This is a genomic window from Gillisia hiemivivida, assembly GCF_007997295.1.
Taxonomy (GTDB): Bacteria; Bacteroidota; Bacteroidia; order Flavobacteriales; family Flavobacteriaceae; genus Gillisia; species Gillisia hiemivivida.
Genome location: NZ_VORY01000005.1, coordinates 95,757 through 110,847 on the forward strand (window position 1 = coordinate 95,757; position 15,091 = coordinate 110,847).

Sequence of the window (15,091 nt, forward strand, 5' to 3'; positions counted from 1 at the left end):
AACTAGTTATGCCAAAATTTACATAAGCTCTAAACTTCCCTTACCCTCTCTTATTAATTCTGGCTCATCTCCGGTAAGGTCTATCACTGTAGAACCCACGTTATCTCCATAACCACCATCAATTACTATATCTACAAGCTTATCCCATTTTTCAAGAATTAATTCAGGATCTGTTGTGTATTCAATAACCTCATCCTCATCTTTAATAGAGGTTGAAACTATAGGATTTCCTAATTCTCTTACAATCGCCCGGCAAATATTGTTATCTGGCACCCTGATTCCAACTGTTTTCTTTTTCTTAAACACATTTGGAAGATTGTTATTTCCTGGAAGTATAAAAGTAAATGGCCCAGGCAAGTTCCGCTTTAGCAATTTAAAAGTTGGGGAATCTATTTGCTTCACATAATCTGAAAGATTACTAAGGTCTTCACAAATAAAAGAAAAATTAGCTTTGTCTAATTTCACTTGTTTTATCTGCGCAATTCGCTCTAAAGCACTTGTATTTGTAATATCGCAACCAAGGCCGTAAACAGTATCTGTTGGATAAATAATCAAACCTCCTTTTCTAAGTACATCAACTACTTTTTTGATGTCTTTTGGATTAGGATTCTCTTCGTAAATTCTAATTAAATTAGCCATAGTACTATTCTTTCTAAGTTGGAAAAATCACAAATTAATAAAAAGATATCTGCTGTTTAAAATATATCCTATGATGCAATATTATGAGCACCCCTATAAAACTTATAATATCAAGTCCGTTAAAAACTTTGTTGGGAAATGCTGTATCTAAATTTATTCTATATGAGTTACTTCGCTTTCAAGTTTTAAAACTTTGTCTCCATCTTCCTGTTCAATCAATAATGCTTTATTTCCTTTTTCGCCATTTCAGGTAATTTCACTTCCTTTAATTGTCTTAGTAACCTTCTCTGAAAAGGTGTCAATTACTTTTCCTTCAGCTTCAACAGAACCCCATTTCCACTTTACATTACTACCTTTTCGAATCATATATTATAGAATTAGAGGAAAACAGTTTATAAAGAATTAAATTATGAAAGCACCTTCAGTTTAGCAAATCTCAATAGAAGTTTTTTAACTCCACCATTTTCAAAATCGATCTCTGCTTTTTTATCTTGTCCAATCCCATCGATATTCAGCACTTTTCCTTTTCCAAAACGAATATGTTCCACTTCATTTCCTGCTTCCAATTTCACAGTGTCTTTTATCGAGGCTGTAGGATAATCTGTAGCAGTTGGTTTAAGTTTTCTAAGCTTCCTAAGTTGCTCTTCGTTAGGTTTATGTGCAGGTGGCGGTGTCCCAGATTTTGGTTTAGATTGCCTGAATTTACTTTTATCTACATCCCCAAAAATATCGAGATCCATAAGAGGTTTATACTTATAGTCATCCTGAGGGATCATATAATCCATGTAAACTTCATCTATCTCCTCAATAAACCTACTAGGTTCTGCATCTACCAGTTTCCCCCATCTATAACGGGATTGCGTGTAGGTTAAATATGCTTGTTTCTCTGCTCTGGTAAGTGCTACGTAAAACAATCTACGTTCTTCTTCTAATTCAGACCGCGTACTCATACTCATTGCAGAAGGAAACAAATCTTCTTCCATCCCCACAATATAAACGAATGGAAATTCCAGACCCTTTGCTAAATGTATGGTCATAAGCGCCACATGATCCTCATTGGTCTCCTTATCCATATCTGTTGCCAAAGCAACATCTTCCAGAAATTCAGCTAAAGAGCCCGAAGCATCTGCCAGTTCCTGCTGTCCTTCCACAAAATCTCTAATTCCATTGAGAAGTTCTTCTATATTTTCAATTTTCGCTACTCCTTCTGGCGTCCCATCTTTTTTAAGTTCTTGAACAAGTCCGGTTTTCTTGGCTACCGTATCTGCAACCACAAAAGCATCAGCGTTTTCAGTAAGAATTTTGAAACTTTTGATCATGTTCGCAAAATTCGCCAACTTGTTTCTGGTTCCAGAATTTATCTTAAGGTCTAAATGATCCAGATTTTCAATGATCTCAAAAATAGATTTGTTATATTGATTGGCTGCAATTGTCAACTTATCTATAGTCGTAGATCCTATTCCCCTTGCAGGAAAATTGATGATCCTTTTTAAAGCTTCTTCATCATTAGGATTTATCAACAATCTCAAATAAGATAGGACATCCTTGATCTCTTTTCGCTGATAAAATGAAAGCCCACCGTAAATTCTATAAGGGATCTCTCTTTTACGCAAAGCATCCTCCATAGCCCTACTCTGGGCATTTGTTCTGTATAAGATCGCAAAATCTCCATTATTCATTTGCTTTTGCATCTTGTTCTCGAAAATAGAACTCGCTACAAATCGCCCTTCATCCCCATCTGTAAGCAATCTATTTACAACGATTTTTGGTCCGTCGTCATTTGCCGTCCAAACCACTTTATCTAGTTTGGTCTTATTTTTTTCTATAATGGAATTAGCTGCATTTACGATGTTCTTTGTGGAACGGTAATTTTGCTCCAAACGGTACATCTGCACATTATCATAATCTTTCTGAAAATTCAAAATATTATTGATATTCGCTCCACGGAAGGCATAAATACTTTGCGCATCATCCCCTACCACGCATATATTCTGAAATTTATCTGAAAGTGCTTTTACAATTAAATATTGTGAATGGTTTGTATCCTGATACTCATCTACTAAAATATATCGGAACCTGTTCTGATATTTCTGAAGCACCTCTGGAAATCTATTCAAGAGTTCGTTAGTTTTTAGTAATAAGTCATCAAAATCCATCGCGCCAGCTTTGAAACAACGATCTACATAATTCTTGTAGATATCCCCAAGTCTTGGCTTTTTAGCCATAGCATCGGCTTCCCGCAATTCAGGATTTTGAAAATAGGCCTTAACGGTGATTAAACTATTCTTATAGGAAGATATTCTTGAGTAAACCTGCTTATATTTATAGATATCCTTATCTAGCCCCATCTCTTTGATGATTGCTGAAATAAGGCGTTGAGAATCTTGAGTATCGTAAATGGTGAAATTTGAAGGATAGCCCAGTTTACTGGCCTCGACACGCAACATTTTGGCAAAAATGGAGTGAAATGTTCCCATCCATAAATTCTTTGCTTCACTACTTCCAACAATTTGAGAGATCCGTTTTTTCATTTCCCTCGCTGCCTTGTTGGTAAAGGTTAACGATAAAATATTAAATGGGTCTACCCCTTTGCTCATTAAATAAGCAATTCTATAGGTAAGTACCCGCGTTTTCCCAGACCCTGCTCCTGCTATCACTATCATTGCCCCGTCTTTTTGAAGAACGGGAGCCCGTTGGGCTTCGTTTAATTCTGCTAAATAAGATTCCAAATTTATCCTTTATTTTAAGTTGTGAATTTAACCAATTAAGATGTACTTTAAAACTCCTTTTGGTCTTACTTTTAAACAAAGAGTCTGCAAATTATGACATGCCTGTTTTTTTAAATATATTTATCTCTAGAAAAAATCTTCCAAATTATTAACAACAAATTCTAAATGGTCAAACAATTTTTATTATTAATTGCACTAATCACCACCTCCTTCAATTTTGCTCAAGAAGCTCATTCTGGACAAGTACTAAAGGATTATGGGAAAGTTTATACGGTAAGCAATCCCGATTTTAAAACTGATACGACCGCGCAATACAAAGTGGTTTTTGATATAGGAAGAAGTTTTGATAATCCTTCTCAGCCAAATGCACTCATAGAAACTGCTGCTAGATTCATCAATATGCATCGAGAGGCTGGAGTTCCTGCAGAGAATATAAAAGTTGCATTGGTAATTCATGCCTCAGCTTCAACTGAGATCTTAAAAAACGAATTTTATCATGAGAAATTTCCTGAAGTCGCTGTCAACCCGAATGCCGAACTAATCTCTCAATTGTCAGATCAAGGAGTAGAATTAATACTATGTGGTCAAACAGCTGCTCATAGAAAGATCACGAAAGCTCAAACACTACCACAGGTTAAAATAGCGCTTTCTGCCATGACGGCCTTGGTACAACTTCAAAATCAAGGCTACCGACCTATTAATTTTTAATAAAAATCAAACCCATGAAATACAATCTTCTAAGCTTATTGTTACTAATCTCCGTTGGAAGCCAAGCCCAAATGCAACCGGATCTGGAAGCTGAGATCAATGATATAGAATCTCAAGTAATAGAATGGAGAAGAGATTTCCATGAACACCCAGAACTTTCTAATCGTGAATTCAAAACTGCTGAGAAAATAGCGAAACATCTTGAGAGTCTTGGTTTAGATGTTCAGACAGGAGTTGCAAAGACCGGAGTGGTCGGAATTTTAAAAGGAGATAATCCTGGGAAAGTGGTTGCCCTTAGAGCAGATATAGATGCTTTGCCGGTAACTGAAAGAAATGAGCTTTCTTTCAAATCTGAAGTTACTACAGAATTTCTAGGAACCAAAACCGGTGTAATGCATGCGTGTGGACACGATACGCATACTGCAATTTTAATGGGTGTTGCTGAAGTTCTTTCTAAAAATAAAGACAAGATTAATGGTACTGTAAAATTCATTTTTCAACCCGCTGAGGAAGGTCCACCCCCTGGAGAAAAAGGAGGAGCCTCTTTAATGATTGCGGAAGGTGTTTTAAAAAACCCAGATGTGGATGCCATTTTCGGGCTACACATAAATTCCGGAACACCTGTCGGGACAATTCGTTACAAACCAGAAGGTACCATGGCTGCTGTAGAGCGTTTTGTGATTAATGTAAAAGGAAAGCAAACTCACGGTTCTGCCCCTTGGAGTGGTACAGATCCTATTTTAATTTCAGCAAAGATCATTGATGGGTTACAAACTATAATTAGTCGTGATTCTAAATTAGTAGATGGTGCAGCTGTGATCACCGTTGGAAAAATTACCAGTGGGGTGCGTTTTAATATTATTCCGGAAACTGCTGAACTGATTGGTACCATAAGAACTTTGGATGCCGATATGAAAGCTACTATCCTTAAAAGAATGGGTGAGATGGTTCCTAAAATAGCTGAAGCCTATGGAGGAACTGCAACTGTAGAAATTCAGAATAATACTGCTATTACCTACAACGATCCGGAGCTAACCAATAAAATGCTTCCTACACTACAAAATATTGCAGGTAAGGATAAAGTTGAATTAGTGAAAGCCACAACTGGTGGAGAAGATTTCTCTTTCTTTCAGGAAGTAGTTCCTGGGTTTTACTTTTTTCTAGGTGGACAAGCTTTAGGAACGACCGAGGCTGCTCCACATCATACTCCAGATTTTCATATAGATGAAAGCGGAATGTTATTGGGTGTAAAAGTGATGTCCCAGTTAGCTTTAGACTATTTAAACAATTAGAATGAACGAGGTATTAAATATTTTAGGAAGTATTCCCTGGTGGGGATGGATTATAATTTTCCTAATCCTCGTTGCAATAAAGGATATATTTTTTAGTAAAGAACACATAATTAAACACAATTTTCCTGTAGTTGGACATTTGCGTTACTTTCTGGAACGCATAGGGCCCGAGCTAAGGCAATATATTGTTGCAAGCGATAGAGAAGAACTACCCTTTAATAGAAATGAACGAGGATGGATCTATGCATCGGCTAAAAATGAGAATAACTATGAAGGTTTTGGAACCAATGAAGACATTTATAGAACCAACTATATCTTCATAAATAACTCCATGCTTGCATACAAGCTCGAAAAGGACCATCCAAATTCAGAACACCCTTATTTTATTGCATGTGCAAAGGTGATGGGTTCCTTCAATAAAAGACAAAGACCTTATAGACCTGCCTCTATAATCAATGTTTCAGCCATGAGTTTCGGCTCGCTATCGGCGAAAGCTGTAGAATCCTTAAATGAGGGATGTTTATTAGCAAATGCCTATCATAATACAGGAGAAGGCGGGCTTTCACCTTACCACCGGAAGGGGGCAGATGTTGCATTTCATTTTGGGACCGGTTATTTTGGAGTTCGTGGGAATGATGGTAATTTCTCCTTAGAAAAACTCATAAAGCTAGTGCAGGAGAATCCCCAAATTAGGATGATAGAAGTAAAATTGTCGCAAGGGGCTAAACCCGGGAAAGGCGGAGTATTACCGGCATCAAAAATCACAAAAGAAATTGCTGCGATAAGGCATGTACCTATGGGAAAAGATGTTTTATCTCCCCCAACACATTCTGCCTTTAATAATATTCCCGAAATGGTTGATTTTATTGAGGAAATAGCAGAGGCTACCGGTTTACCAGTTGGTATAAAATCTGCAGTAGGACAATTGAAGCAATGGGAAGAATTGGCAAGCATAATGAAGAAAACCAATCGAGGACCGGATTTCATTACTGTAGACGGCGGTGAAGGTGGTACTGGAGCTGCTCCTCCAAGTTTTGCAGATCATGTTTCCCTACCATTTATAAATGCTTTTACAGATGTTTATAAAGTTTTTCAGAAAGAAGAAATCACCGAAAGAATTGTTTTTATAGCCAGTGGAAAACTTGGTTTTCCAGCAAAAGCAGCGATGGCATTCGCAATGGGTGCAGATTCTATTAATGTTGCTCGTGAGGCCATGATGAGTATTGGCTGTATTCAGGCTCAATCCTGCCATAACAATACTTGTCCAACTGGAATAACCACTCATAATAAATGGCTACAGGCCGGAATAAACGTTAAAGATAAAGCTGAAAGAGTGAATTTTTATTTTGCTAAATTCAAGAAAGAGTTACTGGAAATGACCCATGCATGTGGTTATGAACATCCCTCTCAATTCACCATGGACGATGTGGACATTAATTTAAGCGATAAAAATATAACAATGACCCTTGCTTCTACGTTTGCGTACCATAAAACCTCAGTGCCCTTTACCTCGGTACAAGAACATATGGATTGTCCACATTTGGGCGGAACATTTTCCAAGGGAAAAGAAGTAAAAACTAAAGAAGCAGAAACCGAAGACACCTCTGTTTACGACACTAATTAACTATGAACGACATCAACATTATTGACCTAATATTTTATCTACTACCAGCTGTTATTGTTGGTTTGATCTCTTTTTATTTCTTCAAAATGCATATTTCCAATGAGGAAAAAAGAAGACTTTATCTATTAAGGCTAGAAAACCAAAAAATCGCACTCCCTATTAAATTACAAGCATTTGAACGTATGGCCTTGTTCTTAGAAAGGATTTCTATGGGAAAATTATTGCTTAGGATAAAACCAAAATCTAATGACTTACAGGCGTATGAAGATATGCTTGTTCAAACTATAGATCAGGAATTCGATCATAATTTAGCTCAGCAAATCTATCTTTCTCCAGAATGCTGGAATGTTATAAAAACTTCTAAAAATGCTACAATTGGTATTATTCGGAAAACAGCTAAAAAGGAAGATGTTACTAATGCTGATGAATTAAGGCAGGATATTTTGAACGCCTTGATGAATCAAACACCACCAACAGAAGCTGCTTTAGACTACATCAAGAAAGAATTACGAAATACAATTTAGCACTTCCTTTAGCCTTCAATTATTGGCTATCTATGGTTAAATTTAGATTTAAACCATATTTTTAATTGTTGAGAAAAATTAATTTAAAGGATTTTCTTGAAAGATATTGCTTGATTATTCTTTTTTTGAATGCCACGTTCCATTGCATAATCAAAACCTTGTTGCCACCAAGAGGTCATGGCCTTTTTATTAAAAACCAAGGAGTTTTCTGTTAATTGAACCGGTGTGTAATAGGTATTCAATTTTACTTGTTTGTTCATAGCGGCAAGTTTTCCTTCCACCACATCGTGATATTCAACCTGATCCAATAGAAATCCGAAGAGATTTATCATTAAAGAAAAAGGGTTTTTCCCTAGTACTTTATTATACTCCATATTCTCGGCTTCAAGAATAATTGCATCCACCTCAGTAGCACCTCGTTTAATAGCTTCTCGAATAGGCACAACACAGCCCAAACCCCCATCGGCATACTCATAGCCATTCTTGGTTGCAAGACTCATAAACGGAATATAATTACAACTAATCCAGATCCAATCGCAAAAATCATCGTAAGAAAAGTCATGGATAGATTTATATTCTACTCTGTTTTTAGATAAATTAGAAACGGTAACAACTACATCTTTTGCTTTATTTTTTACAGATTCAAAATCAGCTTTTGAAAAATCTTTTTTTATGTTTTTACGTAAATTTTTACTTTCTCCAAAAGTTCTTTTTTTCTTAGCAAACTGAAGGAACATATTAAAATAGTTGATGGTAACATATTCCCTACCATCTTTCTTTTTTACCACAAATGGGTTAATGTTAAAGATTTTTCGTTGGGTAACATTTGTGTAGATATCATACACCTTTTTAATGTTACCATCTGCTAAGTGAGGTATGAGCAAACTTCCAGTAGAAGTTCCTAGAAATAGATCATATTTCTTCCCTTCTTCTTCCATTAAATATTGGGCCACTCCCCCGGCGAAAGCTCCTTTACTTCCTCCTCCTGAAATTACCAATGCTCGCATTAAGGTTCAATTTGGTTTAATTCTTCATTTTTATATTTGGCAAAACTAAAGCCACTCTCCCACCAACGTTCCATCTTTACCTTATCAAAAATAAGCGAATTAGTTGTTAACACGGACGGAGTATAATAAAAATTTATAATTACATCTTTATTAACCGCCACAAATTTTCCTATTCTAATATTCTGATTTTCAATTCTATCCAGCATAAAACCGAATAAATTAGTGATCAATGAAAACACATTTTTTGATGGCAATCTATTAAAATAGGTCACTTCTGTTTTAAGAATAATCGCATCAATTTCTGTAGCGCCCCGTTTTATGGCTTCTTCTATTGGCACCATAGATCCAAAGCCACCATCGGCATATTCGCAGCCATTCTTTTGTACCAAGCTCATAAAAGGCACATAATTACAAGAGATCCAGATCCATTCACAAAAATCTTCGTAGGAATAATCACGTATAGATTTATATTCCACTTCATTCAAAGAAATATTAGAAACTGTAACCAATATTTCTCTTTTAGCCACTTTTAACTCTTCAAACTCCTCCTTGGTAATTGTATTAAGGATTAGCTTTTTAAGATTTTGGCTCTCTCCAAAAGTTTTCTTACCCTTCATAAAATTACGAATCACGTTAAAATGATCTATAGAAATTTGATCGTGCCCATGTTTACGTTTAATTAAAAATGGCCTATTGCTAAAAATGCTTTTTTGATTGACAGATGTGTAAACTTCTTTGATCTTCTGAGTCTTATTCAACGCTAGATGAGAGATTAATAAACTGCCAGTAGAAGTTCCTAAAAAAAGATCGTAGTCATTACCCATCACTTCAATTAAATACTGCGCGACTCCACCTGCAAAAGCCCCTTTACTACCACCTCCAGAAATTACTAATGCTCGCATTAATCCTGTAATCGTTTGGTTAAAAATTCTAAGTCTGGATTTTCCATAGTAGTACTTAAAGCTACATATTTTGTGCGATATTCTTTATCTTTCAACAATTTATCCAATAAGCTTCTACAATAATTTCTAAACCTATAGTTAGAATGTTGACCTCCTTCTAAAAGATCCAATAAATTCTGTTCAGAAAAAGCATTTATCTGATACAGATAGCCAAAGGCATTTTGTCTTAATCCAAAAGGGAGAGTTTCACTCGTGTATCCAGATAATTCTTTATAATACGCTGGTTTCTTTTCTGAATCTATTTCTGTGCTTACTAGATTGATGACTAGCCACAACAGCCTTACGTTCTTATTTTGAAAGCCTTCAAAATCTTGCGTCTTATTTAAAATTTTTTCTGTTACCTCTGGAAATTGCATCCATGATTTTAAAAGCGTATTTTCCTTTGTGATATATGATTCATCATCTAAAAGTTCAATAAATTTCGATTTTAATATTGCAGGAATTGAATCTATACTCACTGCTACGGCTTGCCTAATTCTCAAATTATTAGTATCCAGAGCCTTTTTATAAAGGAACATTGTCTTATTAGTATTCTCACCAGATAACTGAAAAACAACTTCTTGCCCTATATATTCGTTTACCGGAAAATCTAAAGCTTTATCTAAATATTCTTTTTTAATTGAAATGGAAGTTTCTCTTAAAGAGGCTAGTTCCATGTACTTTGAGATAAATTCAGATCTTTTTAAAGAAGCCAATGCTTCGGTTCCTTGAAAAGCACTTTGTTGTAACCAATCCTGTTTCCAAGCAGAAACATCCATTTCAGTGGCTTCTTCTACGGCTCGCACAAAATCATCTGTGGTTACATTGGAATATGCATTCTTCAAAAGATAGTTTTTAACTGCCTCCTTAAAATTATCTTCTCCAATCTGCTCTTTTAAAATATGCAATGCCCAAGCTCCTTTCTGATAGAATGTAAGGGAACTTGCATCAAGTTTCAGTAAAGACTCTCCTTTCCCCGAGTCGCTTAGTTCTTTTAACTGTTCTGCAGATTCATATAATTTCCAGTAAAAATAATCTTCACCAAAAATCTCTTTTTCTGCCAACCAAGCATAATACGTGGCGAAACCTTCATGCAACCAATGATGTTTCCCATTAGTTTCTGTAACCATATCTCCAAACCACTGGTGAGCAAATTCATGCGCATTCACAAAAACATAATTTTGGTCTATAAAAGCCGTTGAGTCTATCATGAAAGAATCTGAAAAAATTGTGAGACCGGTATTTTCCATTCCTGAATAAAGAAAATCCTGAACGGGAACCTGCTTGAAATTCTTCCAGGGATAGGCAACACCAATTTCATCTTCGAGAAAATTGAAAATTTCTTTGGTATATCTGTACGCTGGTTCTACCTTAATTGAATCTTTTGGCTCAAAATATAGCTCAATGGGAACTGCAGTTTTAGATTGTAAAGTGAGTCTAGAATAATTACCGGCTGCAATTGCCACCAAATAACTACTCATAGGTTTATCCATCTTAAATTCCCATTGAGTTATAGAATCATTAAGTGTTCTCTTATTTACTAATTCTCCGTTGGAAATAACTTGGTACCCCTTATCAAAATTGAACGTTAAATTGAAAATCAACTTTTCGGTCATGTCGTCAAAACTTGGCAACCAATTGGAATTATCTCTACCCTGCCCTTGAGTCCAAACTTGTTTACTCACATTTTTTTCCTGTGGAGCATCCCAATTAATAAAATACATAGCCTGTTTTGGCTCGGCATAGTATTTTAAAGTAAGCTGGTATTCTTTCTTAGGAGAAAAAGCTGTTTTTATCCATATCCTGGAGCTATCGCTAGAATACGAAACCTTGTTGCCATTAAGAAGAACAGATGAAAACTCCATGTTTTTGGCATCAATAAAAATAGAATCTTGTGGGCTAAGGATTTTAAATTGATAATTCGCTTCTCCTTCTACACTTTTTTTCTTCGGAAAAATATTTATTTCAGCATCTACCTGTAGAAAATCTACTTTTTTGGTTTGATCTAAGGAACTATCATATTGTGCATAGCCCGCAATACTGAATATGCAAAAAAGAAATAAAAAATGGTATCTCATTCTATGGGACTTCAATAAGTATGCAAATTACAAAATCTGTCTATTAATTTAGGAATCTTAGAAAGCGATTGTTTTTTGATGATCACTTATGTAAGAATCTGCTTCAAATCAAAAGCCTCGGGGCAAACCAACGAGCTATTGGTTTGGGAAATAATTTTGAATTTGAGGCAAAGCTCGGGAAATCAAACCTTCAATGAGGGATTAAAAAAGGAATTTAATATCTTCGTTTCATGAATGCCAATTTGCTACAAACCCCCATAGATTATTTAAAAGGAGTTGGCCCCAGCCGGGCTGAGTTATTTAGAAAGGAACTAGGCATTCATACCTATCAGGATCTTATAAATTTCTTTCCCAATAGGTATCTGGATAAAACCAAGTACTATAAAATAAATCAACTTCAGCAAAATTCCGCAGATATACAGGTACTCGGGAAAATAGTTGCTTTTAGAACCATTGAACAAAAAAGGGGAAAACGCCTTGTTGCAGATTTTGTAGATGAAACCGGAAAAATGGAACTGGTATGGTTTAGAGGTCAAAAATGGATTAGGGAGAATTTAAAGCTTAATATTCCTTATGTGATCTTCGGAAAGACCAATTGGTTTAATGGATTGTTTAGTATGCCACATCCAGAAATGGAATTGCTGGAAGAACATGAAAAAAGTTTACGAACTGCGATGCAACCCGTGTATCCATCTTCAGAAAAACTAACCAATAAAGGAATTACAAATAGAGTGATCAATAAATTAATGCAACAATTATTTATTGAAACCAAAGGAAAATTCTACGACACCTTACCACAAAATATTCATGAAGATCTCAAATTAATTTCTCGTGCAGAAGCACTTTTTAATGTTCATTTTCCAAAGAGCCAAGAGCTATTATCAAGAGCACAATTCAGGCTAAAATTTGAAGAATTATTTTATATTCAGCTCCAACTTTTAGTTAAAAACATGCTCCATAAAAAGAGAATTAAGGGTTATGTTTTTGACACGATTGGAGATAATTTTGAAACGTTTTATAAAGAACATTTACCCTTCAAATTAACCGGCGCACAAAAAAAGGTGATCAAAGAAATTAGGAGTGATCTTGGGAGCGGCGCACAGATGAATCGACTTTTACAAGGAGATGTAGGTTCCGGGAAGACCATAGTAGCCTTAATGTCAATGTTAATAGCACTTGACAACGGATTTCAAGCTTGCTTAATGGCCCCTACTGAAATTTTGTCAGTACAGCACTATACGGGTTTAATTGAATTATGTAAAGAACTGAACACCAGTATAGAACTATTAACTGGTTCAACCAAAGCTTCAAAAAGAAGAGAAATTCACGAAAAACTGGAAAATGGAGAATTAGACATCCTAATTGGTACCCACGCTCTGTTAGAAGACAAGGTAAAATTCAAAAATTTAGGCCTTGCGATCATAGATGAACAACATAGATTTGGAGTAGAACAACGCTCCAAATTATGGAAAAAAAATGAGCTCCCTTCACACATTTTAGTCATGACCGCAACACCAATTCCAAGAACTCTTGCAATGAGTTTATATGGCGACTTAGATGTCTCTGTTATAGACGAACTTCCACCGGGAAGAAGACCTATAAAAACGGTTCATAGATTTGACAGCAACCGTCTAAAAGTTTTTCGATTTATAAGAGATGAAATTGAAAAAGGGAGGCAAATTTATATAGTATATCCTTTGATTCAGGAGTCCGAAAAAATGGATTATAAAGATTTGATGGATGGCTATGAAAGTGTCTCAAGGGAATTTCCAATGCCCAAATATCAGATCTCCATTGTGCACGGACAGATGAAATCTGCAGACAAGAATTACGAAATGGACCGTTTTATTAATGGTGATACTCAAATTATGGTGGCGACTACTGTAATAGAAGTTGGTGTAAATGTTCCAAATGCTAGTGTGATGATTATTGAAAGTTCCGAAAGGTTTGGCTTATCGCAGTTGCACCAGCTTCGTGGTCGTGTTGGACGGGGAGCAGAACAGAGTTATTGCATCCTAATGTCCGGACACAAGCTTTCTGAAGACAGCAAAACTCGCCTTCAAACAATGGTTAGTACTAATGATGGCTTTGAACTCGCAGAAGTAGATCTAAAGTTAAGAGGCCCTGGAAATCTTATGGGAAAACAACAAAGTGGAATTCTTAATTTAAAGATTGCAGATATTGTAAAGGATAATCAGATCCTCAAATCTGCTAGAGATTATGCTAAAAGATTACTCACTGAGGACCCAAACCTAGAAATGCCAGAGCATAAAATGGTGAAATACACTTACCAACAAGTGGCTAAGCACAAGAATATCTGGAATTATATTAGTTAAATCTTGCTTTATATTTTACTTAAATACTGATTGTTAGGTTATTGAAACTAATTTCGTAACTTTAAGCCCCGCGGTTTGTATAAATAGCAATCGCAACTCCTGCCCTAATTAATTTTAAAATCCCCAATTCATAGTATTGAGTTCAATTTCTCCTCCCAACAATATTGTAATACTAATATTAAATTGAAATAATGAAAATACATTTAAACCTTAAATGGATTTTAGGCATGTTGCTTATAAGTCTGAGTCCTTTAGTTCTAGGACAAGAAAAATCTGAACCAAATTTATCAGATAAATTACACACAGAATATAAATTAAACGGCATAGACAAAAGCCTTAAAATGTATGAAAAATTAAATATCGAAAAAGATTATACCGGTCTTTCAGAGCCTTTGAACGTTCTAGGATATAAACTAATGCTTGAAGACCAAGACATGGATGCAGCAAAAAAGGTATTCCTAGCTCAAATTGAAGAGTATAGTAACGAGGCAAATCCATACGATTCATATGCAGATCTCATGTTGGAAATGGGCAACAAAGATGAAGCTAAAGAAAATCTTCAAAAATCTATTGATATAGCTCATAAAAACGACATGGATCAAGAAGATGAAATCTATATAGCTTCTAAAACTAAACTTGCAAAACTAGAAAACAAACATCGCATTTTCGATTTCATGGTTGGAGATTATACCGTAGACATCTTGAATTTTACTGAGGATAAGGTTACTTCCACAAATAAAATCCGTAGCTCCTCCAGTTTCGATGAAAATGGAAATATCCTAACCGTAATCTTATATAATCAAGGAAAAAATCCGGTTGCAAAGAGAATTTTAGTTTATGATGCGGTTCAAGAAAGATACGACATGGCTTTTATAAGCCCTGTTGATCCTTTAGGGATTAGGGTTTCCCACATTAAGGTTAAAGATCTTGGTGACAATAAAGTAGAATTAATGGAAACCTTTATAGACAGAAAAGGAAAAGAACATATATCTCGTCATGAAATAGAAATGGATTCAGAAGATAATATAGAATGGGTGATTTTCGCACGAGAGTCTGCCAGTGATGAGTGGAAAAAATCTACAGTCAAGAATTATTCTAAAAACACATAAATACGTTAAAGCATTATCATATTTTTAATGGAGGTGGCAACACCTCCATTCTTTTTTGCCATAAATACCATTAAAAAATAATTTTGTTATTATGTCAATACCTT

Annotated in this window: 11 protein-coding genes and 1 pseudogene; 6 read left to right on the forward strand and 6 right to left on the reverse strand. The window is 35.4% G+C overall.

Going from position 1 to position 15,091, the window contains the following annotated elements; all coding sequences use genetic code 11:
- Window positions 1–18: 18 nt before the first annotated feature.
- The 3 genes and pseudogenes from ES724_RS06705 to ES724_RS06715 form a co-directional block, all read right to left on the reverse strand.
- A complete protein-coding gene (locus tag ES724_RS06705) occupies window positions 19–639 on the reverse strand; it encodes an L-threonylcarbamoyladenylate synthase (protein WP_146931268.1) in 621 nt (206 codons plus the stop codon).
- Window positions 640–792: 153 nt separating this feature from the next.
- Window positions 793–1,005, reverse strand: a pseudogene (locus tag ES724_RS06710) (DUF2945 domain-containing protein).
- Window positions 1,006–1,046: 41 nt separating this feature from the next.
- Window positions 1,047–3,368: an ATP-dependent helicase gene (locus tag ES724_RS06715; RefSeq protein WP_146931271.1), complete on the reverse strand. Its 2,322-nt coding sequence runs from the start codon at window positions 3,366–3,368 to the stop codon at window positions 1,047–1,049.
- A gap of 165 nt (window positions 3,369–3,533) precedes the next feature.
- Here ES724_RS06715 and ES724_RS06720 point away from each other — a divergent pair, with 165 nt between their 5' ends.
- From ES724_RS06720 to ES724_RS06735, 4 genes are read left to right on the forward strand one after another with little or no spacing between them, the layout of a single operon-like run.
- A complete protein-coding gene (locus tag ES724_RS06720; protein WP_146931274.1) occupies window positions 3,534–4,076 on the forward strand; it encodes a DsrE family protein in 543 nt (180 codons plus the stop codon).
- Window positions 4,077–4,090: 14 nt separating this feature from the next.
- Window positions 4,091–5,368, forward strand: coding sequence for an amidohydrolase (locus tag ES724_RS06725; protein ID WP_146931277.1), 1,278 nt, complete (start codon window positions 4,091–4,093; stop codon window positions 5,366–5,368).
- A 1-nt stretch (window position 5,369) separates the two neighbouring features.
- Window positions 5,370–6,992, forward strand: coding sequence for an FMN-binding glutamate synthase family protein (locus tag ES724_RS06730; RefSeq protein WP_146931280.1), 1,623 nt, complete (start codon window positions 5,370–5,372; stop codon window positions 6,990–6,992).
- 2 nt (window positions 6,993–6,994) lie between these two features.
- The gene (locus tag ES724_RS06735) at window positions 6,995–7,516 is read left to right on the forward strand and encodes a DUF7935 family protein (protein WP_146931283.1); all 522 of its coding nucleotides are present in this window, start codon (window positions 6,995–6,997) and stop codon (window positions 7,514–7,516) included.
- Between the two features lie 83 nt (window positions 7,517–7,599).
- On the opposite strand, the gene ES724_RS06740 is transcribed toward ES724_RS06735, so the two are convergent.
- Genes ES724_RS06740 through ES724_RS06750 form a run of 3 tightly spaced genes read right to left on the reverse strand, consistent with a single transcriptional unit; the run spans window position 7,600 to window position 11,542 of the window.
- Window positions 7,600–8,523 (reverse strand): patatin-like phospholipase family protein, encoded by a 924-nt coding sequence (locus tag ES724_RS06740; protein WP_146931286.1) that lies wholly within the window; start codon window positions 8,521–8,523, stop codon window positions 7,600–7,602.
- Window positions 8,523–9,425: a patatin-like phospholipase family protein gene (locus ES724_RS06745; protein WP_146931289.1), complete on the reverse strand. Its 903-nt coding sequence runs from the start codon at window positions 9,423–9,425 to the stop codon at window positions 8,523–8,525. The genes ES724_RS06740 and ES724_RS06745 overlap by 1 nt, the downstream gene beginning before the upstream one ends.
- Window positions 9,425–11,542 carry a M1 family metallopeptidase gene (locus ES724_RS06750; protein ID WP_146931292.1) on the reverse strand — a complete coding sequence of 706 codons (2,118 nt, stop codon included), beginning with the start codon at window positions 11,540–11,542 and terminating at the stop codon, window positions 9,425–9,427. Before ES724_RS06750 ends, ES724_RS06745 begins: the two co-directional genes overlap by 1 nt.
- A gap of 230 nt (window positions 11,543–11,772) precedes the next feature.
- Between ES724_RS06750 and recG the strand changes: the two genes are divergently transcribed.
- Together recG and ES724_RS06760 are read left to right on the forward strand one after the other, a co-directional pair.
- Window positions 11,773–13,878: an ATP-dependent DNA helicase RecG gene (gene recG, locus ES724_RS06755; RefSeq protein ID WP_146931295.1), complete on the forward strand. Its 2,106-nt coding sequence runs from the start codon at window positions 11,773–11,775 to the stop codon at window positions 13,876–13,878.
- Between the two features lie 191 nt (window positions 13,879–14,069).
- On the forward strand, window positions 14,070–14,987 hold the full coding sequence (locus tag ES724_RS06760; protein WP_146931298.1) for a tetratricopeptide repeat protein: 918 nt from the start codon (window positions 14,070–14,072) through the stop codon (window positions 14,985–14,987).
- Window positions 14,988–15,091: the final 104 nt, after the last annotated feature.